Here is a 20,008-nt window from a genome sequence, read left to right on the forward strand (position 1 = left end):
CGCGCTATCGTGCCGGGCACGGAAGCCCAGGGCGCCGGAGCACCGCCGCCGGAAGGCGCGCTCAGCGACGCCGAGGCGGAGCAGTTCCGCCACCTGCCGCGGCGCCACCTCTCGCACGAGCTCGACCAGTGGGAGACCTGGCGGACCTGCTGACGCCGGTGGCCCGGGGACGGCAGGTGGTCCGGGTGCTGGAGGGCGCGGTGATGGCGAGCCTGTTCTTCGAGGCCAGCGCCCGCACCGGGCTGAGCTGCGAGTCCGCGTTCGCGCGGCTGGGCGGCTCGGTGGTCTCCAGCACCGGCGCCGGGATCATGTCGATCTCCAAGGGCGAGTCGCTGGCCGACACCAGCCAGTGGTCAGCGGCTACGGCGACCTGGTGGTGATGCGCCACCCCGAGGAGAGCGCCGTCCACGAGTTCGCGGCGGCCACCAACGTCCCCGTGGTCAACGCGGGCAACGGCCCGGGCGAGCAACCGACCCAGGCCCTGCTCGACATGTTCACCCTGCACCGGGAGTTCGCCCGCACCGGCCGCACCCTCGACGGCTCCCGGATCCCCCTGGTCGGCGACCTGCGGCACGGTCGCACGGTGCACTCGCTGATCAAGCTGGTCACCCGGTACGAGGACCTGACCGTGGTCTGCGCCACCCCCGGACCGCTCGGCCTGCCCGCCGAACTGCTGGAACTGGCCGAGCGCCGCGGCCACCGGATCGAACTGAGCGACCACCCGGAGACCGGCCTCAAGGACGCCGACCCGGTCTACGCGACCCGCCTGCAGACCGAGCGCTTCGCGGACCGCCCGCTCCCGTACAGCGACGAGTTCCGGGTCGACCGGGCGCTGGTCTCCCGGGCCTGCCGGGAGGACGCGGTGATCATGCACCCGCTGCCCCGGGACAGCCGTCCCGGCTCCAACGACCTCGCCACCGACCTGAACCGGGACCCCGGCTGGCGATCTTCCGGCAGGCCGACGCGGGCGTCCCGATGCGGATGGCGCTGTTCGCCTCCGTCCTCGGCGTCGCCGACGCGATCCCCGGCGCGCTCCGCCCCGCCACCTGGTACCGCCCCGAGTTCACCGGCCCGGACGACGCCCCGTTCTACCGGAACGCCACCTCCTGACGGCCTCCGACGGCCCCTCACGGCGTGCTGGCAGCCCGCTCGGCGGCGACCAGTCGTCCGATCTCGGCGGCCACCGCCGAGCCGGGCGGCAGCAGGTGGGCGACCAGGGTGGGCTCCCCGTCGGCGGCGTGCAGCTTGACGTAGTCGAGGGTCAACCGCCCGTACCGGGGGTGGACGAAGGTCCGGCTGCGCGGGGTGTAACCGACCAGGTCGTGCCGCTCCCACAGCGCGCGGAACTCGGGGCTGGCCTCCCGCAGCCGGGCGACCAGCGCGGCGTACTCGGCCCGCAGCAGCCGGTCGCCCGCCTGGGAGCGGAACAGGGCGACGGTGTGGGCTGCCTCCTGCTCCCAGTCCTCGTGCAGGGACCGCAGTTCGGGGGACATGAACATCAGCCACAGCATGTTGCGGTCGGCGGGCGCCACCCGGTCGAAGCCGTCGAACAGCGCCTGCTGGCCCCGATTCCAGGCCAGGACGTCGAAGCGCGGGCCGGTCATGAAGGCCGGGTTCGGGTCCAACTGGTCCAGCAGTAGGCGGTAGTTGGCGGACAGCGGGCCGGTCGTCACCCCGGTCGCTTCCCCGGTCGGCGCACCCGGCTGTGCCCCGGGCGGCACCTCCTCGGCGAGCCGGAAGAGGTGGGCGCGCTCCACCTGGTCCAGCCCCAGCGCGCCCGACAGCCCCGTCAGCACCTGTCGGGAGACCCGGATCCGCCGCCCCTGCTCCAGCCAGGTGTACCAGGAGGCGCTGACCCCGGCCAGGGCTGCGAGCTCCTCCCGGCGCAGCCCGGGCGTCCGACGCCGGCCGCTGCCCGGCAGCCCCGCGGCCTCCGGCGTGCGCCGCTCCCGCCGACTGCGCAGGAACGCCGCCAACTCCTTTCGGCGCTGCGGCGATCCGCTCATCGGAGCTCTCCCGTCGGTCGGTTCCTGGTGGTCCGGAACCCAGGATAAGTGCCCATCTTTTCGCCACCGCCCGGGTGAACGAGATTGTGCGCAGGCGCAGTTGGAGCGCCGTTCGGTACGAAACCCCTGGGAGGGCGCATGTCCGGCAAGGAATTGACGGATCGGCACGTGGTGGTGGTGGGAGGAAGCTCCGGCATCGGCCGGGCGGTGGCGGCCCGGGCCCGCGCGGCCGGTGCGCGGGTGACCGTGGCGTCCCGCTCGGAGCGCAAGCTCGCCGCGACCGCCGCCGAACTCGGCGTCGCCACCCACCCGGTGGACGTGACGGACGAGGAGAGCGTGCGGGCGCTGTTCGCCGCGACCGGAGAGCTGGACCACTTGGTGCTGTGCCCGGGGGAGATGGCCAACGGTTCCGTCCTGGAGGTCGGCGCGGACGCGATCCGGGCCTGCCTGGACACCAAGCTGGTCGGCCAACTGCTGGCGGTCCGGCACGCGCACGACCGGCTCGCCGCGGACGGCTCGATCGTCCTACTGGCCGGTGCGGGCGGCTACAAGCCGTTCTCCGGGATGAGCGTCACCGCGGCCGCCAACGTCGGCATCGGTGCGATGGGCCGCTCGCTCGCCCTGGAACTGGCCCCGGTCCGGGTCAACGTCCTGGTGGCCGGCCTGGTCGACACCCCGCTGTGGGACTTCCTCCCCGAGGACGACCGGGCCGCGTTCTTCGCCGCAGCCGCCGCCGGTACCCCGGTCGGCCGGATCGGGCAGCCGGACGACATCGCCGCGTCCGTGCTCCACCTGCTGGAGAACACCTTCGTCAACGGCGCCCTGCTGCACGTCGACGGCGGCGCGCTGCTCTGAGTCCCGCGTGAGCCTCCGGCCTGACGATCGAGATCCCGGAGAGCGCGGTGCTACGCAACGCCCACCACCTCCCGCCCGGCGTGGTGATCCAGCGCCGCTGACCTCCTCACGCCACCCCCGCCGTCGCCTCCGTGAACGTGATCAGGCCGCGCAGTTCGGCGACGATGGGGTTGTCGGTGCCGGAGAGCCGGTCGAGCGCGGCGCGCCAGTGGGTGAGGGCCTGGTGGGGGAGGCCCTGGTCGCGGAGGACGAGGCCGTGGGCGTGTTCGGCGAGGCCGGTGCCGTAGGTGTCGGCGAGTTCGGTGGTGAGGGCGAGGAGTTCGCGGCCGCGGTCGGCGGCGTCCTGGAGGCGGCGGAGGCGGCGGAGGGACTCGATCTCGCCGAGGCGGCACTCGCGCTTGGTGTTCCAGTGGGTGTTCTCGGAGCGGGCGAGCGCGGTGCGGTAGTGGTGGAGGGCTTCGGCGGGTTGGTCGAGGCGCAGGTGGGCGTTGCCGATGTTGCAGAGTCCGGCGGTTTCGAAGAGGACGGGGTCGCGGGTGCGCCGGCCGGCGTCGATGCTGCGGGTGTGGTGGGTGATGGCGAGGTGGGGGTCGTCGGCTTCGGCGAGGTTGCCGAGGGTGGAGAGCGCGAAGGCTTCGTTGAAGGCGTCGTCGTTGCGGACGGCGAGGTCGAGGGCCTGGTGGAGGGTGTCGGCGGCTTCCTGGTCGCGGCCGAGCAGTTGGAGGATGGTGGCGCGGTTGTTGAGGCCGGTCTGGAGCCGTTCGAGGTGGCCGGTGCGCCGCCAGAGCGGGATGGCCCGGTCGACGAGGTCGAGGGCGGTGGTGAAGCGTCCGGTGTCGGTGTGCGCGGTGGCGAGGTCGACGAGGGCGATGCCCTCGGCGACGCTGTGCTGTTCGCGTCGGGCCACGCGCAGCGCGATCTCGTTGAGTTGGAGGAGTTCGGGGGTGCGGCCGCGGGCCCGGAGGAAGGGCGGCAGGGCCTGGACGAGGGTGAGGAGTTGGGGGGCGGCCCAGGGCTGGTCGGCGAGCCGTTCGACGAGGACGGTGAGGTTGGCGCATTCGTTGTCGCCGAAGGCGAACGCGGTGTCGCGGTCGTCGTCGTGGCCGTGGCCGGGCGGGAGTTGGCGTTTGCGGTGGAGTCCGGGGTCGAGGACGCGGGCGGAGCCGGCGGCGGCGTCGAGGTACCAGTGGAGGGCGGCGGCGACGCTGCGGTCGCGTTCGGCCGGGTCCGCGGTGAGTTCGCGGGCGTAGTCGCGGACGAGGTCGTGGGGGACGAACAGGCCGCTGCGGGGTTCGTCGAGGAGGGCGATGTCGGCGAGCCGGTCGAGGGCGGCGCCGGCCTGTCCGGGGCTGATCCGCAGGACGCCGGAGAGCAGGCCGGCCGAGTACTCGGGGAGGTCGAGGGCGCCGACGGCGGCCAGGGCGTCGGCGGCGCGGCGGTCGAGCTTGCGGTCGGAGCCGCGGAGCGCGTCGTGGGCGAGGCCGAGGGACTGCCGGACGCTGAGGTCGTCGAGTTCGAGTTCGTCGAGCCGGTCCTCGGGGTCCTCCAGCCGGTCGGCCAGGTTGCGGACGGGGAGGGTGGCCCGGGCGGCGAGGCGGGCGGCGACGATGCGCAGGGCGAGCGGGAGGCGGCCGCAGAGTTCCACCAGCCGGGCCAGGTCGGCGTGTTCGATGCTGACGACCTCGCGTCCGGCGGTGGCGCGTCCGGCCGCGAGCTCGACCAGGGCGATGCTCTCCTTGCTGGTGAGGGTGCCGAGGCGGAGGTGGGTGGCGCCGTCGAGGGCCAGCATCGGGGTGCGGCTGGTGATCAGGACGCCGCAGCCGGGGCCGGAGGGCAGCAGGTGCCGGACCTGGGCGAGGTCGGCGGCGTCGTCGAGCAGCAGCAGGGTGCGGGTGCCGCTGAGGGTGCTGCGGAGCAGGGCGGCGGCGCCGTCGGCCTCGTCGGGGATGTCGGCGGGGCCGGTGCCGAGGCCGCGGAGCAGGGCGGTGAGCGCCTGGTGGACGCCGAGCGGGGTGAGGCCGGGGGTGGCGCCGCGCAGGTTGAGGAAGAGCTGGCCGTCGGGGAAGCGGCCGCGCAGCGTCTCGGCGCAGTGGACGGCGAGGGCGGACTTGCCGACGCCGGCCATGCCGCTGAGCACGGCGAGTCCGGGGCGGTCGGTGCCGGAGAGCAGGGCGGTGCGCAGGGCGTCGAGTTGTTCGCGGCGGCCGACGAAGTGCGGTGGCGGGGAGGGGAGTTGGGCGGGGATGGGGCGGCCGGTGCGCGGGGTGGGGGCGGGGGCGGGTTCGGGCTGGTCGGCGAGGATGCGGGCGTGCGACTCGCGTACGGCGGGGCCGGGTTCGATGCCGAGTTCGTCGACCAGGGCGCGGCGCAGTCGTTGGTAGACGGTGAGGGCCTGGGCGCGTTGGCCGGAGCCGTGCAGGGCGAGCATCAGTTGGCCGTGGAAGGCTTCGCGCAGCGGGTGCTCGCCGACCAGCCGGGTGAGTTCGGCGACCAGTCCGTGCGGGCGGCCCTGGTGGAGTTCGGCGTCGAAGCGCCATTCCAGGGCCTGCAGCCGGTTCTCCCGCCACTGTTCGCAGCGGGAGTGTCCGGCGGCGGTCTCGGGCAGGTCGGCGAGCGGTTCGCCGCGCCACAGTTCCAGGGCGGTGGCGGTCTCGGCGAGGACGCGGGGCCAGTCGGCGGCCTCGTGCGCGGCGCGGGCCCGCTGGACGGCCAGTTCGAACCGGGCGCTGTCGAGTTCCTCGTCCTTGACCAGGAGTTGGTATCCGGAGGGGACGGCGCGCAGCCGTTCGCCGGTGTCGTCGCCGAGCGACTTGCGGGTGCGGGCGACCAGGTTGCGCAGCGAGGCTTCGGCGGTGTTGGGGGTCTCGTCGCCCCACAGGGCGTCGATCAGCCGGTCCAGCGAGACCGGCTGGTTGGCGTTCAGCAGCAGGACGGCCAGCAGCGTACGGGCCTTGGGGCCGCGGATCGGGCAGTCCTGCGCGCCGTCGTGCGCCTGCAGGCTGCCGAGCAAGCCGAACCGCACCGCCGTACCCCCGTGTCCGCCTCGAACGCCTCCGCCCCCACCCTGGCGACACGCGTTAGGGCGATGTTATCGGCGGATTATGTGTGGGCTCCAAGCTCTTTCCTGTCAGCAGGTGAACGCCTCTGGCGGATTGTCAGGAATAACGGCCTTTGCCGCGCCACGGCGGGGCCGGCCACCGGGAAGAGCTCAGGAGACCGCCATGCCCCGCACGCGTACCGCCCGTCGCAGCGTCGCCGCACTGCTCGCCGCGGGGACCGCGGCCGTCCTGCTGACCGCCGCGCCGGCGCACGCCGAGGACGGCTGCCACCCGCAGGTTCTGGCCCCGCAGGTCGGGATCGTGGTGAACGAGGACGTGACCGGGGGAGTGGACGCCGTCGCCCGGGCCCGGACCTGGCTCGGCATGGGCCTGGGCTGCTCCCCGGAGGGGACGTACGGCGGTTACCGGACCGACGCCGGCGGTTACGCGTCCATGGCGTGGGGGCTGGACACGTCGCTGGAGCCCTCCCAGTTCATCTCCGCCGAGACGCTGGTGCCGATCACCAACAAGAACGACCTCACGGTCGGCGACGCCCTGCTGAACCCGGCCCCGGACGGTCACGTGGTGCTCTTCGCCGGTTGGACGGACAGCACCCACACCTCCTACCAGGGTTACGAGTTCACCACCGAGGGCGTGGTCCAGCGGGCCATCCCCTACCCCTACTTCGCCGGCCACGGCGAGTTCCGGCCGATGCGGGCGCGCTTCAACGCGGCCCTGGTCACCTACTCGGGTCCGGCGCCCCACCAGTTCTTCGACCAGGTCCGGACGGCCGACGACGTCTGGTCCCAGCCGGCCGGGGTCGACGGGTTCGGCGGCGCCCCGATCTTCCAGGGCTCCGAGGGGGCGGTCGCCGGGATGCCCGACGGCACCTCGCAGTTCCTGGCGGTCGGCAACGACGGCAACGTCTACCACGACCGCCACCTGCCCGACGGCACGTGGACGCCGCTGGCTCCGCTCGCGGGCGTCGGCACCCCGACCATGCAGGCGTCCAAGGTGGCGATCACCGGCCTGCCGGACGGCAGCGCCCAGGTGGTGGCGGTCGGCAACGACGGCAACGTCTACCACGAGACCCGGCTCGCCAACGGGAGCTGGACCGGCTTCCAGCCGCTGAACGGCCTCTCCGGCGCCCCGACCATGCGGGCCAAGGAGGTCGCGATCACCGCGCTGCCGGACGGCAGCTCGCAGGTCGCGGTGATCGGCTCCGACGGCAACGTGTACCACGAGATCCGCCGGGCGAACGGGAGTTGGACCGGCTTCGCGCCGCTGAACGGCGTCGGCACGCCGACCATGCAGGCGTCCAAGGTGGCGATCACCGGCCTGCCGGACGGCACCTCGCAGGTGGTGGCGGTCGGCAACGACGGCAACGTCTACCACGAGATCCGCCTGACCAGCGGGAGTTGGACCGGCTTCGCGCCGCTGGACGGCCTCTCCGGCGCCCCGGCCATGCAGGCGTCCGCGGTGGCCGTCGCGGGCCTCTCGGACGGCACCACGAAGGTCGCCGCCGTGGCGCCCGACGGCCGCACCTACCTGAGCACCCGGATGACCAGCGGCTCCTGGAGCGGCTTCCAGGCCGTGCCCCGCGAGCTCGACGGCACCCCGGCGACCGAGCGCGTCGCCCTGACCGCCCTCCCCAACGGCGGAACCGAACTGGTCCGCTCCTTCCACTGACCGGCCCCGCCCGGCGGGTGGCCCCGGCCCGCTGACCCCGGCCGCCGGCACCTCCCGTCCCCCGCTCCGACCAAGCCCATCCGCACCCGAACCGAAGAACGCGCCCCACCGGCCCGCCGCACCGACGGCGGCGGGCCCGCCCCGCCCTGCCCGCCCCGCCCTGCCCGCCCCGTCCGCTCCGACACCCGCTCCGACACCCGAGGAACCCGCCATGAAGACCCGCCGCCACCTGGCCACCGCCGCCGCTGCCGCGGCCCTGGCCGCCACCGCGCTCGGCACCGTCCCCACCGCCGCCTCGGCGGCGACCGGTCCCACCCGGGACGTGGACTACCTGGGCCGGACGTTCCGGATCCCCGCCGACTGGCCGGTGATCGACCTGTCCGCCGACCCCCGCACCTGCGTCCGCTTCGACCGGCACGCCCTCTACCTCGGCGCCCCCGGCACCGAACAGGACTGCCCCAGCCACCTCGTCGGCCGCACCGAGGCCCTGCTCGTCCAGCCCGCGGCCGGCGAGGCCCCCGGCACCACCGTGAACACCACCGCCCGGGAGATCGGGGCCGCCGACGGCACGGTGCGGGTCACCGCCACCTACGACACCGACCAGGCCCTGGTGACCGGCATCCTGACCGCCGCCGCCCTCCCCGCCGACGCCCCGGCCCCGGCCCCCGGCCGGGCCAGGTCCGCCCTGACCGCCACCGCCGCGACCCTCGCCGCGAGCGGCACCGACTTCACCGGCAAGGGCTTCGACGCCTGCGCCGCCCCCAGCAGCTCCCTGATGGCCGGCTGGCTGGCCGACTCGCCGTACCGCGCGGTCGGCGTCTACATCGGCGGTGCCCGGCTGGGCTGCCCGTCCCAGCCCAACCTCACCCCCGCCTGGGTGAGCCAACAGGCCACCGCGGGCTGGCACTTCATGCCGCTGTACGTGGGGATCCAGGCGGGCGAGATCAGCTCCCCGGCGAGCCAGGGCGCCGACGCCGCCAACGACGCGGTCAACCGCGCCACCGCCCTCGGCTTCGGCCCGGGCAGCGTCCTCTACTACGACATGGAGGCGTACTCCTCCGCCAACAGCGGCAAGGTGCTGGCCTTCCTGTCGGCCTGGACCGACCGGCTGCACGCCCTCGGCTACAGCTCCGGCGTGTACAGCAGCGCCGACAGCGGCATCGCCGACCTGGCGAAGCACGTCACCGGCTACACCATGCCCGACGTGGTGTACTTCGCCCGCTGGAACGGCACCGCCGGGACGTCCGACAGCGCCCTGCCCGCCGGGTACTGGAACGACCACCAGCGCGTCCACCAGTACGCCGGCAACGTCACCGAGACCTACCACGGCTACGCGCTGAACATCGACGCCGACTACCTGGACGTCAAGGTCGCCCCGACCGCGACCGCCGCCCCGAACGGCGTGTTCTCGCACGACGTCCGGTCCGCCAACGGCTCCTGGAGCTCCTTCGGCGCCCTCGACGGCTACGCCGGGGACCCGACCTTCCGGGGCCCGGAGGCCGCGATCACCGGCCTGCCGGACGGCACCGCCCAGGTGGTGGGCATCGGCAACGACGGCAACGTGTACCACGAGACCCGGCTGACCAGCGGGAGTTGGACGGGCTTCGCGCCGCTGAACGGCGTGGGCACGCCGACCATGCAGGCGTCCAAGGTGGCGATCGCGGGTCTGCCGGACGGCACTTCGCAGGTGGTGGCGGTCGGCAACGACGGCAACGTCTACCACGAGACCCGGCTGACCAGCGGGAGTTGGACCGGGTTCAAGCCGCTGGACGGCCTCTCCGGCGCCCCGACCATGCAGGCCAAGGAGGTCGCGATCACCGCGCTGCCGGACGGCACCTCGCAGATCGCGGTGATCGGCTCCGACGGCAACGTGTACCACGAGACCCGGCTGACCAGCGGGAGTTGGACGGGCTTCGCGCCGCTGAACGGCGTGGGCACGCCGACCATGCAGGCGTCCAAGGTGGCGATCGCGGGCCTGCCGGACGGCACTTCGCAGGTGGTGGCGGTCGGCAACGACGGCAACGTGTACCACGAGACCCGGCTGACCAGCGGGAGTTGGACCGGCTTCAAGCCGCTGACCCACCTCGACGGATCGGCCATGGCGGCCTCCGCGGTGGCCATCGCCGCCCTGCCGGACGGCAGTTCGCAGGTCGCGGCGGTCGGCTCCGACCACCTGCTCTACCACGAGGCCCGGTCCACGGGCGGCGTCTGGGCGGGCTTCCAGCCCGTTCCCGGCAGCGGTGGCGCCGCCACCTTCGCGGCCCAGCGGGTGGCGATCGCGGGCCTCCCCGACGGCTCCTCCCAACTGCTCGCCACCACCCTCTGACCCTCTCGGCCCTTCTCGCACCATCCCGCAGCACCCCGCAGCACCAACCACGTACCCACCCCCCTTCCGCAGCACGGCCCGAGGCCGTGGAATCCCGAGGAGAACCGCACCATGGAAATCGAACACAAGTTCTGCAAGGTCGGCGCGTTCGACAAGGCCGGCAAGGCCGACAAGACCAGCCGGGTCGGCCAGGCCGGCAAGGTCGGCCTGGCGGCACTGGTCGCGGCCGGCGCCCTCACCACCTTCTCGGCCGGCCAGGCCCACGCCGACGCCGCCGGGATCGCCGCCACCGCGAAGGGCCAGCTCGGCAGCGGCCCCTGCACCATCGGCGGCAACGGGTACAGCGCGCCCGACGGCAGCGGCCACTCCTGCAACCCGAGCACCGGCCAGAAGCAGGAGTCCTGGTGCGCCGACTTCGCCGGCTGGGTCTGGGCCCGCAACGGCGTCCGCGACGCCAACACCCTCTCCAGCGGCGCCGCCAGCTTCTACGACTACGGCGTCGCCCACGGCACCCTGAGCAGCACCCCGCACGTCGGCGACGCGGTGGTCTACAACTACAGCGCCGGCAGCGACTGGGCCGCCCACGTCAACCTGGTGGTGGCCGTCAACTCCGGCTCGATCACCGTGGTCGGCGGCAACCAGAACACCCGGCAGGTCTCGGCCGGCCAGGTCACCACCTACAGCATCAACAACTACGCGGTCGGCTCCACCGAGACCGGCCAGCGCATCAGCGGCTACATCTCCCCGCAGTTCACCGCCACCAACCCGTCGAACCTGCCGCCGGGCACCCTGGTGAAGTCGGCGAGCAGCCCCGTGGTCAAGGTCATCGTCGGCGGCGGCGGCCTGGTCCTGCAGGCGTCCGACGTGAGCGCCGACCACTACGACCTCAGCCGCGTCGTCACCGTCGACGACGCCTCGTTCAACGCCCTGCCCGGGGTGCCCGCGAACGGGACCGTGCTGATGGACCAGTCCGGCAACGACCCGGCCCGGTACGTGGTCCAGGACGGCGTCGCGCTGCACATCGGCGCCGACGACTGGACCGCGGCGGGCTACGACACCCGCGCCCTGATGGGGGTGCCCACCTCCTGGCTGCAGAACGCCGTCCGCGGCACCCTCGCCAGCGGCCTGGTGGTGATGAACCAGACCGGCAACGACCCGGCCCGGTACGTGATGATCGGCGGCTCCGCGCTGCCCATCTCCGGCAGCGAGTGGACCGCGGCCGGCTACAACACCCGCCGGGTGGTCCCCGTCCCCGGCCAGTGGCTGCAGGAGGCCGCGGCCCGGCCGGTGCCCGACGGCCTGGTGGTGATGAACCAGACCGGCAACGACCCGGCCCGGTACGTGATGATCGGCGGGGCCGCCGCGCACATCTCCGCCGGCGAGTGGAACGCCGACCACTTCGTCGAGGACACCCTGATGGGCGTTCCCGGCGAGTGGCTGGCCCGCGCCACCGCCGCCGAGCCCGCCGACGGCGTCCTGGTCAAGGGCAAGGGCGGCGCCGACCCGACGGTGTCCGTCACCGTCAACGGCTCCGCGCTGCCGCTCACCGCCGCCGAGTACACCGACGTCTGGGCGAGCGGCGCGATCACCGGGGCCCCCGAGGAGTGGCTGTCCGGCCTGACCGGCAAGCCGCTCGCCAACGGCACCGTCGTCACCAACGCCACCGGCCGGGAGACCACCCGGTACGTGATGGCGGGCGGCAAGGCCGTCCCGCTCACCACCGCCGACTACACCGCCCTCGGCTACGACAAGCAGCCGCTGCGCGGCGTCCCCGGCACCTGGGAGGCCGCCGCCATCGCCAAGACCGTCCCCGCGGACGGCACCATGCTGCTCTCCCCGGACAGCACCACCGTCTGGCAGGTCGTCGACAACGGCCACAAGCGGGCCATGACGGCCGCCGAGTTCGGCACCGGCGGCTACTCCTTCAGCGACGTCGTCACCGTCCCGACCGCCCTCACCGCCGCCCTCACCACCGCCCTCCCCACCGGCTGACCCCCCTCCGCCCCGACCCACCGGCCCCCGGCCGTGGCAGCCCGCCACGGCCGGGGGCCCGGCCGTTCCCTGCCTCCGCCCACCCGGACACCGCCCACCGCCGTCCCGCCGCCGCCCGCACGGACGGCCGCGCCACCTGCCGCCGCCCGCCCGGACACCGCCCTCACACCTCCGCGTGCTCCGGCGCCACCGAGTGGTCCGGCGCCGCCACCCGGTGCACGAAGGTCGCGGTCAGGAACGCCACCACCGCCGAGACGATCAGCAGCGGCATCGAATCCACCGCCTGGCCGCCCAGCAGGGCCGCCGCCAGGACCGTGCTGGTCACCGGCAGCCGGGTGACCGCCGAGCTGCTCGCCGCCAGCCCCACCGCCAGCCCCGACTCGATCCCCATCCCGGGCAGGCCGCCCACCGCCACCCCGAGCGCCGCACCCAGCAGCACCGCCGGGAAGATCGGGCCACCGCGCAGCGAGCCCAGCGCCACGCCCCAGCCCAGCCCCTTGAACAGCACCAGCGCCAGCAGCGCGCCCACCGACCAGCTCTGCGGGTCCGCCGCCAACTGCCCGAGGGTGGCCTGCCCCGACAGCGCCGCCTCCTCCGGAGACCGCCCGGTCACCAGCGCGTACCCGGCGATGCAGGCGCCCACCAGGACCGCGCACAGCACCGTCCGGACCGCCGTCCGGTGCGCCGTGAACGCGGCGGAGCGGTGCCCGAGGGTCTGCCCCGCGACCAGCACCACCGCGATCACCACCGCGAGCGGCACCCCCCACAGGAAGTCCCCCGCGTCCGGCAGCTGCGCCTTCGGCACCGACGGCAGGCTCAACGCGCCGATCGACAGGCCCGTCCAGTGCCCGAACCCGGTGAACACCAGCGCGCCCACCCCCGAGGCCAGCAGGCACGGCAGCAGCAGCATGGTCAGCTGCGCCCCGCCCAGGCCCGCCGCCTCGACCATCATCACCACCGCCACCAGCGGGCTCCCGAAGATCGTGGCGATCGCCGCCGTCGACCCGGCCGCCCCCAGCATCGGCCCGACCATCGGACTGGCCGCCCGCTTCGCCGCACTCACCGTCAGCAGCGCCAACCCGCTGCCGATCGCCATCAGCGGCGCCTCCGGACCGAGCACCGCACCCAGCGGCAGCCCGGCCAGCGCCGCCAGCACCACCGACGGCACCTCCACCGGCAGCGTCGGCGGCCCGCCCAGCCCCAGCACCGGCACGTGTCCGCCCCGCCCCGGCATCCGGGTCACGATCGGCGCCAGCAGCAGACCGGCCAGCGCCAGCGCGGGCAGCGGCCACCACCACGGCGCGCGCGCGTAGTCCAGCTCCTTCGGCAGCGTCTCCCACACCCAGTGCTGCAACTCGTGCTCCAGGCTGACGAAGCCGAACGCCGCCAGCGAGACCGGCACCCCGACCAGCGCCGACACCAGGAGCAGCCGCCCGTACCCGGGGCTGCGGAGCAGCTCGCGCAGGCTGGGCGGCTGGGACGTACCGGCGGCCTGTGCTGGCATCTGCGCTCCCTGTCACCCGGCGGACACACCTGCTCCGACCGTCCGTCGGCCACCCGAACCCCGGCCATCGGGGTGGGCCGAACGGGCGAGCGGGGCCCCGGCGGTCGTACGGTGGACGGAGGACCGATCGAGGAGGACGCGATGCCCGGTTCCATGACCATCGGCCACACCGACGCCCTGGTGATGCTCAGCCACGACGACGCCGAACGCCTCTCGGCCGTCCTCGCCGGCCTCTCCGCGATGGCCGCCGGCGGCCGCCTCCCCACCGAACAACTGGCCGCCCTGGGCGCCGGCGAGGCCCCCGACCGCGCCGAACTCGCCACCTGGGCCCGCAACCTCGCGGCCTACCTCCGCGACCACCTCTGACCTCTTCCGCAAGCGGGCGCGAAATCAGGGGCCCGGGGAACGGCGGGTCGATGCTGCTGACGGCCGGAGCCCATCGAAGGTCGGTGCTGCTGTGTGTAGTAACCGAACCAGAAGCCAATGGCGCGCAACGGCAGTGCACCGCCAGCAGCCACGGCCTCGCCGTTCCCCGAGCCCCTGGTGGTGCTCTCGTGTGCCCCTGGCGGTGCCCCCTACAGTGAAGGGATGCAGCTCTCCTGGGTGACCGTCCCGACCCCGCTGCCCAGCGGGCCGATGCGGTTCGGCGTGACGGACCGGGGCGTGGCCGCCGCGAGCTACCTCTGCGACACGCCCGTCCCGGAGTGCACCGATGCGCGGCGGGCCGACCTGGTGCGGTCCCGGGTCGACGAGTACTTCGCCGGTGCGCGGCGGGAGTTGGAGCTGCCGATCGACTGGAGCGGTGCCGCCGGCCCCCATCTGGTGGTGCTGCGCTGCCTGCTGGCGACGGTCGGCTGGGGGCGGACCGTGACCTACGGCGAGCTCGCCGCTCGCAGCGGGGTGTTCGCCGACCCGTCCGAGCCGGGGGTGCCGGCCCGGACGGTGGGGCAGATGATGGGCGCGAACCCGTTGCCGCTGCTGGTGCCCTGCCACCGGGTGGTGGCCGCGGACGGGCTGGGCGGGTTCGGCGGGGCGTGGCACGGGGTGGAGACGAAGCGCTGGCTGCTCACCCTGGAGGGCGCGCTGCCGCCGACCCTGGACTGGTCCGGGCCGACGGTCTGAGCGGTCGGGCGGGGGCGAGGGGCGAGCGGCGCTACGCGGAGACGGCCGCGGCGGCGGTACGCCGTTCCGTGCTGCCGATGCGTTCCAGCGCGGGGGCCGCGGACTGCCGGGGCAGCACCGCCTGGATGCTGGAGACCAGGGTGTACTCGCCGAGCGTGAGTTCGTCCGTGGCGGGGAGCAACGGCCGTGCGCCGAGGGCGAGTTCGACGGCCGCGGCGGGCAGGTTGAGTCCGCAGACGCGGAGTTGGTGCAGGCCGCCGGACGGGCGGGTGTTGATGTCCAGGACGACCGGGTGTCCGGTGCCCCGCTCGTGCCGGAACTGCACGTTCGACAGGTGGCCGACGCCGAACTCCTCGACCAGTCGGCGGGCGGGTCCCAGGTAGGCCGGGTCGACGGTGAAGCCGCGGCGGCGGCCCTGCTTGGTGCGGCCGACCGCGGCCAGCACCCGGCCGTCCTGCTCGGCCAGGCAGTCCACCGAGACCTCGGGGCCGTCCAGGTAGGGCATCACCAGCAGTTCGGCGGGGGCGGTGGACCGCTCCAGCGCGTCCAGCACCTGGTCGAGTTGGACCCGGGCGTCGACGTACCCGGCGAGCCGGTGGAGGCCGAACGGTTCGCGGGTGAGGACGCGGAAGCCCTCGCCGCCCGCGCCGGAGGCGGGCTTCAGGCAGGCGGCCGAGCCGGTCGCCTCGATCTCCTCGACGGCGGCGAGCAGTTCGGACGCGGTGTCGGCCTGCCGCCACAGCGGGGTGGGCAGTCCGACCGCGTCCAGCGCCCGGTAGCCGTCGACCTTGCTGGCGAACAGCGAGATCGCGGAGGCGGGCGGGCAGACCAGCACGGTGCCCAGGGCCTCGAAGTCGCGGCGGCGCAGCGATATCGCCAGCTGGTGCAGGCGCGGCAGGAACACGTCCACGTCGTGGCGGGCGCAGAATTCCAGCGCGAATTCCACGTACGCCTCGGCGGAGAGCCCGTCCGGTTCGAGGGCGCCCAGGTCGGCGGCGGCGATGACGGGGGAGTCGGGGTCGACGTGGGTGGCCAGGACGTGGACCGGGCGCGGCGCGGTCCGCAGCAGGTCGATGAAGAAGACGTTCTCGGCGTAGGTGCGGTTCAGCCAGACGCGGACGGGCGCGGTCACGAGGGTCTCCCTGGAGGAGGGCGTGCCAATGGGGAGGTCACCGACCGGTTCGCCTGCGCTGTGGCGGCGGTCACCACGCGGTGAGGGGGCCACCTTAGCGCTGTTCCGGAGCGATTCGAACAGGGGGTGGGTGAGCAGCGCGGACGCCTGGAACGGGGGGCGGAAAAGGCGTTCTGTACGACCTCCGACAAGCCTCCGACAAGCCCCCGACAGGCCCCCGACAAGCCTCCGGTCGGCCCCGCGGAGGGGCGTGCGGATCGAAGGATGATCGATCCAGTGCGCTGGTCGCACTATTGCGTCCATGCGCCTGAATCACCCCCACGAGTGATTGCCGCCTCACCTGAACGGCCGTCAGCATGGTTGCCGCAAAGTGCCGTCGACACGATCAGGGGCCCCGCCGAAATGACGACCGAAACCACCGCCGGAATTCCCGAGGCGAGGCAGCAGAGCAGCCTCTCGGTGGCGGCCGCCAAGAACCTCGCGTCGACCACCAAGTCGGCCCCGCAGATGCAGGAGATCAGCAACCGCTGGCTGCTCCGCGCGCTGCCCTGGGTCGAGGTCTCGGGCGGCACCTACCGGGTCAACCGCCGGCTGTCGTACGCCGTGGGCCGCGGCCGGGTGAGCTTCGTGCAGGTCGGCCGCGAGGTCTCGGTCGTCCCGCCCACGCTGCGCGAGGTCCCGGTGCTGCGCGGCTTCGAGGACGACGTGCTGCTGGCCGAGCTGGCCGCCCGCTTCGTCCAGCGGGACTTCGCGGCGGGCGAGGTGCTGATCGAGCAGGGCGCCGAGATCGACGAGGTCCTCCTGGTCGCGCACGGCAAGGTCGACAAGATCGGCACCGGCAAGTACGGCGACCCGACCGTCCTGGGCACCTTCGCGGACGGCGACCACATCGGCGACGAGGCGCTCACCGTCGCCGACCGCCGCTGGCCCTACAGCGTCAAGGCCGCCACGGCCGGCACCGCGATGGTGCTCGCCTGGCCCGCCTTCCAGGAGCTCGCCGACCGCTCCGAGGCGCTGCGCGACCAGATCCTGGCCTTCATCGCCGACTCGCAGCTCCCGCAGACCCACAAGGGCGAGGCCGCGATCGGCATGTCGGCCGGCCACCAGGGCGAGTTCGACCTGCCCACCGCCTTCGTCGACTACGAACTCAAGCCGCGCGAGTACGAGTTGAGCGTGGCCCAGACGGTGCTGCGGGTGCACAGCCGGGTCGCCGACCTGTACAACAAGCCGATGGACCAGACCGAGCACCAGCTCCGGCTGACCGTCGAGGCGCTGCGCGAGCGCCAGGAGCACGAGCTGGTCAACAACCCGGAGTTCGGCCTGCTGGCGAACGCCGAGTACGGCCAGCGGATCCAGACCCACTCCGGCCCGCCCACCCCGGACGACCTGGACGAGCTGCTCTGTCGCCGCCGCAGCACCAAGTTCTACCTGGCCCACCCGAAGGCGATCGCCGCCTTCGGCCGGGAGTGCAACAGCCGCGGCCTGTACCCCGAGGCGATCCAGTTCGAGGGCAAGACGGTGCCGAGCTGGCGCGGCGTCCCGATCCTGACCTGCAACAAGATCCCGGTGGTCAACGGCACCACCTCGATCCTGGCGATGCGCGTCGGCGAGGACAACCAGGGCGTGATCGGCCTGCGCCCCGGCGCGCTGCCCGACCAGGTCGAGCCCGGGCTGAACGTCCGCTTCATGGGCATCGACGAGAAGGCCGTGGTCAAGTACCTGGTCAGCGCCTACTACTCGGCGGCGATCCTCGTTCCCGACGCCATCGGCGTCCTGGAGAACGTGAACGTCGCCCACTGGCAGCACTGACCACCGGGCGGGCCCACCGTCCTGGGCCCGCCCGCTCCACCGCCTGACGGCCCGTCAGCGCGCGTTCCTGCCGCCCCGCAGCCGGGGCCGCCGAGGGGGAGGACTTCACCATGGCCATCACCGTGCCCGAACGCGGGCAGCAGGGCGAGGGCGCGCCGGCCGCGGCCACCGACGGCGGGCGCGACACCGCCGAGGCGATGGCCCTGCTGGCCCGGGCCCGCACCGTCGTCGATCCCGCGCTGCGCGCCGCGGTCGACACCCTCCCCGACTCGATGCGGCTGGTCTCCGGCTACCACCTGGGCTGGCTGGAGGCCGACGGCGCCCCCAGCGCGGTCGGCGCGGGCAAGGCGATCCGCCCCGCGCTGGTGCTGGCCGCGACCACCGCGGTCGGCGGCCGCCCGCAGGACGCGGTGCGCGCCGCGGCCGCCGTCGAGCTGGTGCACAACTTCACCCTGCTGCACGACGACGTCCTCGACCGCGACCACACCCGCCGCCACCGACCCACCGCCTGGCGGGTGTTCGGCACCACCGGCGCGATCCTGGCCGGCGACGCCATGCACTCGCTGGCGCTGCGGGTCCTCGCCGAGGACCCGCACCCGGCCGCCGCCGGGTCGGTCCGCCGCCTCGCCGACTGCGTGGTCGAGCTCTGCGCGGGCCAGCAGGCCGACTGCTCCTTCGAGCAGCGCGCCGACGTCACGCTCGCCGAGTGCCTGTCGATGGCCGAGGGCAAGACCGGCGCCCTGCTCGGCTGCGCGTGCGCGCTCGGCGCGCTGTACGCGGGGGCGGACGCGGAGACCGCCGACGCGATGGACGCCTTCGGCCGCGAGATCGGGCTGGCCTTCCAGCTGATCGACGACCTGATCGGCATCTGGGGCGACCCCGCGGTCACCGGCAAGCCGGTGGGCGCGGACCTCGCCGCCCGCAAGAAGTCCCTCCCGGTCGTGCACGCCCTCTCCTCCGGCACCCCCGCGGGCGCGGAACTCGCCGCCCTGTACGCCACCGGCCGACCGCTCAGCCCCACCGAACTCGCCGCCGCCGCCGACGCGGTGGACCGGGCCGGCGGCCGCACCTGGGCCCAGGCCGAGAGCTGCGACCGGATGGCCGCCGCGATCGCCCACCTCGCCACCGCCGTCCCCGACCCCGCCCGCGCCGACGACCTGCTGGCCCTCGCCGAGCTGGTCACCCGCCGCACCTACTGAGCCGGGGCGCGAAATCAGGGGCTCGGGGAACGGCGAGTCCGTGCTGCTGACGGCCGGAGCCCATCGAAGGTCGGGGCTGCTGCGTGCAGTGAACGGAACCGGAAGCCGATGCGCGCTCCGGTGGTGAACCGCCCGCAGACCGGGCCTCGCCGTTCCCCGAGCCCCTGAATGCTCAAACCCCGTCGATGATCTGCTGCTCCTTCTCCGGGTCGATCCCCAGCGGCGTGTCCAGCTGCCGGTAGGCGACCTCCGCGCGGCCGCCGGCTTCGAGCCAGGCCCAGGTGTCGGTGACGGTGTCGAGCAGGGGTCGGATCCGCAGGCCCGCGGCGAGGGCGGTGGCGGGGTCGGCCTGCCAGGTGCCGTGCCAGCCTTCGGTGGCGGGGGCCCAGAGGGGGAGTTCGACCCAGGGGGAGACCTCGGCGGCGAGCAGGGTGGCGTCCGGCGTCCAGACGAGTTCGGCGTCGGAGCCGGTCGCGGTGCGGCAGGCGTCGAGGAACTCGCCGGTGGTCGCCGAGCGGACGGGCGAGGTGGTGAGGTGGCGTCCGGCGGCCCGCCGCTGCGCGAGGTCGAGGCCGAAGGCGGCGAAGTCGCGGGCGTCGATCAGGCTGAGCGGGCGGTCCGGGGCGCCGGGGGCGAGGACGCGGCCACCGCGGGCGATCCGGTCGAGCCACCAGGGGAGGCGGCCGATGGGTTCGTGCGGGCCGATCAGCAGGCCGCAGTTGAGGATCGCGGCAGGTCCGTCGAAGTTCGCCGCCAGGGCGCGTTCGCAGCCGGCCTTGAGCGCGTTGGCGAAGGGCTGGTCGGGCGGGAGGTCGCCGGGGCAGTCCAGGGTGGGGGAGTCGGCGTCGACGGGGCGGGCGGGCCAGTCGGCGAAGGCGTGCACGGAGGAGACGAAGCCGTAGTGCCCGGCGCGGCCGCTGAGCAGCCGGGCGGCGGTGGCGACGTCGTGGGGCTGCTGTCCGGAGGTGTCGACGACGGCGTCCCACCGGCGGCCGTCGACGAGGCGCCGCAGGTCGTCGGGGTTCGCGCGGTCGCCGTGCACGGCTTCGACGCCGGGCGGGTCGGTGCGGCTGACGCCGCGGTTGAAGGTGGTGACGCGGTGGCCGCGGGCGAGCGCCTCGGTGGCGTAGGCGCGGCCGAGGAACTTGGAGCCGCCGAGCAGAAGGATGTCCATGCCCTGGAGGGTCTCCGGGCCGCCGACCGCCCATGCGCCGCGTTCGCCGGGGGCGGAGCTTTTTCGCCGGGAGCAGACGGCCGACCGGACGGCCGACCGGAGGGCCGATCGGACAGCTGACCGGACAGCTGACCGGACGGCCGGTCAGAGGGCCGGGGGCCG

General features: G+C 74.2%; 14 protein-coding genes and 1 pseudogene. 10 read left to right on the forward strand and 5 right to left on the reverse strand.

The genetic code is table 11. From position 1 onward, the window contains the following. Window positions 1-9 precede the first annotated feature (9 nt). On the forward strand, window positions 10-153 hold the full coding sequence (locus ACWEO5_RS04220) for a hypothetical protein (RefSeq protein ID WP_452159952.1): 144 nt from the start codon (window positions 10-12) through the stop codon (window positions 151-153). A 32-nt stretch (window positions 154-185) separates the two neighbouring features. After that, window positions 186-829: pseudogene (locus ACWEO5_RS04225) on the forward strand (aspartate carbamoyltransferase); the annotation flags it as partial. 298 nt (window positions 830-1,127) lie between these two features. Here the strand turns inward: ACWEO5_RS04225 and ACWEO5_RS04230 are convergent. Beyond that, window positions 1,128-2,006, reverse strand: coding sequence for a helix-turn-helix transcriptional regulator (locus ACWEO5_RS04230; RefSeq protein WP_452159954.1), 879 nt, complete (start codon window positions 2,004-2,006; stop codon window positions 1,128-1,130). A gap of 138 nt (window positions 2,007-2,144) precedes the next feature. Here ACWEO5_RS04230 and ACWEO5_RS04235 point away from each other — a divergent pair, with 138 nt between their 5' ends. Further along, a complete protein-coding gene (locus ACWEO5_RS04235; protein WP_452159956.1) occupies window positions 2,145-2,861 on the forward strand; it encodes an SDR family oxidoreductase in 717 nt (238 codons plus the stop codon). 106 nt (window positions 2,862-2,967) lie between these two features. On the opposite strand, the gene ACWEO5_RS04240 is transcribed toward ACWEO5_RS04235, so the two are convergent. Beyond that, on the reverse strand, window positions 2,968-5,883 hold the full coding sequence (locus tag ACWEO5_RS04240; protein WP_452159958.1) for a BTAD domain-containing putative transcriptional regulator: 2,916 nt from the start codon (window positions 5,881-5,883) through the stop codon (window positions 2,968-2,970). A 199-nt stretch (window positions 5,884-6,082) separates the two neighbouring features. Between ACWEO5_RS04240 and ACWEO5_RS04245 the strand changes: the two genes are divergently transcribed. The 3 genes from ACWEO5_RS04245 (at window position 6,083) to ACWEO5_RS04255 (ending at window position 11,906) form a co-directional block, all read left to right on the forward strand. Then, a complete protein-coding gene (locus ACWEO5_RS04245) occupies window positions 6,083-7,588 on the forward strand; it encodes a hypothetical protein (protein ID WP_452159960.1) in 1,506 nt (501 codons plus the stop codon). A 211-nt stretch (window positions 7,589-7,799) separates the two neighbouring features. After that, window positions 7,800-9,914 (forward strand): glycoside hydrolase domain-containing protein, encoded by a 2,115-nt coding sequence (locus ACWEO5_RS04250; RefSeq protein ID WP_452159962.1) that lies wholly within the window; start codon window positions 7,800-7,802, stop codon window positions 9,912-9,914. Window positions 9,915-10,025: 111 nt separating this feature from the next. Then, window positions 10,026-11,906: a CHAP domain-containing protein gene (locus ACWEO5_RS04255; protein WP_452159965.1), complete on the forward strand. Its 1,881-nt coding sequence runs from the start codon at window positions 10,026-10,028 to the stop codon at window positions 11,904-11,906. Between the two features lie 163 nt (window positions 11,907-12,069). Here ACWEO5_RS04255 and ACWEO5_RS04260 read toward each other — a convergent pair whose 3' ends face one another. Continuing rightward, on the reverse strand, window positions 12,070-13,410 hold the full coding sequence (locus tag ACWEO5_RS04260; protein ID WP_452159967.1) for a chloride channel protein: 1,341 nt from the start codon (window positions 13,408-13,410) through the stop codon (window positions 12,070-12,072). 141 nt (window positions 13,411-13,551) lie between these two features. Between ACWEO5_RS04260 and ACWEO5_RS04265 the strand changes: the two genes are divergently transcribed. Further along, window positions 13,552-13,776 carry a hypothetical protein gene (locus ACWEO5_RS04265; protein ID WP_452159969.1) on the forward strand — a complete coding sequence of 75 codons (225 nt, stop codon included), beginning with the start codon at window positions 13,552-13,554 and terminating at the stop codon, window positions 13,774-13,776. Window positions 13,777-13,998: 222 nt separating this feature from the next. Then, window positions 13,999-14,532, forward strand: a complete 534-nt coding sequence (locus ACWEO5_RS04270; RefSeq protein WP_452159971.1) for a methylated-DNA--[protein]-cysteine S-methyltransferase — start codon at window positions 13,999-14,001, stop codon at window positions 14,530-14,532. Window positions 14,533-14,563: 31 nt separating this feature from the next. Here the strand turns inward: ACWEO5_RS04270 and ACWEO5_RS04275 are convergent, their stop codons facing one another. Next, the gene (locus ACWEO5_RS04275; RefSeq protein WP_452159973.1) at window positions 14,564-15,664 is read right to left on the reverse strand and encodes an ATP-grasp domain-containing protein; all 1,101 of its coding nucleotides are present in this window, start codon (window positions 15,662-15,664) and stop codon (window positions 14,564-14,566) included. Between the two features lie 402 nt (window positions 15,665-16,066). Here ACWEO5_RS04275 and ACWEO5_RS04280 point away from each other — a divergent pair, with 402 nt between their 5' ends. Next, complete coding sequence (locus tag ACWEO5_RS04280) at window positions 16,067-17,473, forward strand: family 2B encapsulin nanocompartment shell protein (RefSeq protein ID WP_452159975.1); 1,407 nt, start codon at window positions 16,067-16,069, stop codon at window positions 17,471-17,473. Window positions 17,474-17,583: 110 nt separating this feature from the next. Continuing rightward, the gene (locus tag ACWEO5_RS04285; protein WP_452159977.1) at window positions 17,584-18,672 is read left to right on the forward strand and encodes a family 2 encapsulin nanocompartment cargo protein polyprenyl transferase; all 1,089 of its coding nucleotides are present in this window, start codon (window positions 17,584-17,586) and stop codon (window positions 18,670-18,672) included. 172 nt (window positions 18,673-18,844) lie between these two features. Here ACWEO5_RS04285 and ACWEO5_RS04290 read toward each other — a convergent pair whose 3' ends face one another. Next, window positions 18,845-19,846, reverse strand: a complete 1,002-nt coding sequence (locus ACWEO5_RS04290) for an NAD-dependent epimerase/dehydratase family protein (protein WP_452159979.1) — start codon at window positions 19,844-19,846, stop codon at window positions 18,845-18,847. Between the last annotated feature and the right edge of the window lie 162 nt (window positions 19,847-20,008).

It is taken from the genome of Kitasatospora sp. NPDC004272 (genome assembly GCF_053603035.1).

What these genes read in the sequence shown, in the direction of transcription:
- ACWEO5_RS04230 (WP_452159954.1), bottom strand. Translation starts at nt 2,006, where the DNA reads ATGAGCGGATCGCCGCAGCGCCGAAAGGAGTTGGCGGCGTTCCTGCGC.
- ACWEO5_RS04235 (WP_452159956.1), top strand. Translation starts at nt 2,145, where the DNA reads ATGTCCGGCAAGGAATTGACGGATCGGCACGTGGTGGTGGTGGGAGGA.
- ACWEO5_RS04245 (WP_452159960.1), top strand. Translation starts at nt 6,083, where the DNA reads ATGCCCCGCACGCGTACCGCCCGTCGCAGCGTCGCCGCACTGCTCGCC.
- ACWEO5_RS04250 (WP_452159962.1), top strand. Translation starts at nt 7,800, where the DNA reads ATGAAGACCCGCCGCCACCTGGCCACCGCCGCCGCTGCCGCGGCCCTG.
- ACWEO5_RS04255 (WP_452159965.1), top strand. Translation starts at nt 10,026, where the DNA reads ATGGAAATCGAACACAAGTTCTGCAAGGTCGGCGCGTTCGACAAGGCC.
- ACWEO5_RS04260 (WP_452159967.1), bottom strand. Translation starts at nt 13,410, where the DNA reads ATGCCAGCACAGGCCGCCGGTACGTCCCAGCCGCCCAGCCTGCGCGAG.
- ACWEO5_RS04265 (WP_452159969.1), top strand. Translation starts at nt 13,552, where the DNA reads ATGCCCGGTTCCATGACCATCGGCCACACCGACGCCCTGGTGATGCTC.
- ACWEO5_RS04270 (WP_452159971.1), top strand. Translation starts at nt 13,999, where the DNA reads ATGCAGCTCTCCTGGGTGACCGTCCCGACCCCGCTGCCCAGCGGGCCG.
- ACWEO5_RS04280 (WP_452159975.1), top strand. Translation starts at nt 16,067, where the DNA reads ATGACGACCGAAACCACCGCCGGAATTCCCGAGGCGAGGCAGCAGAGC.
- ACWEO5_RS04285 (WP_452159977.1), top strand. Translation starts at nt 17,584, where the DNA reads ATGGCCATCACCGTGCCCGAACGCGGGCAGCAGGGCGAGGGCGCGCCG.
- ACWEO5_RS04290 (WP_452159979.1), bottom strand. Translation starts at nt 19,846, where the DNA reads ATGGACATCCTTCTGCTCGGCGGCTCCAAGTTCCTCGGCCGCGCCTAC.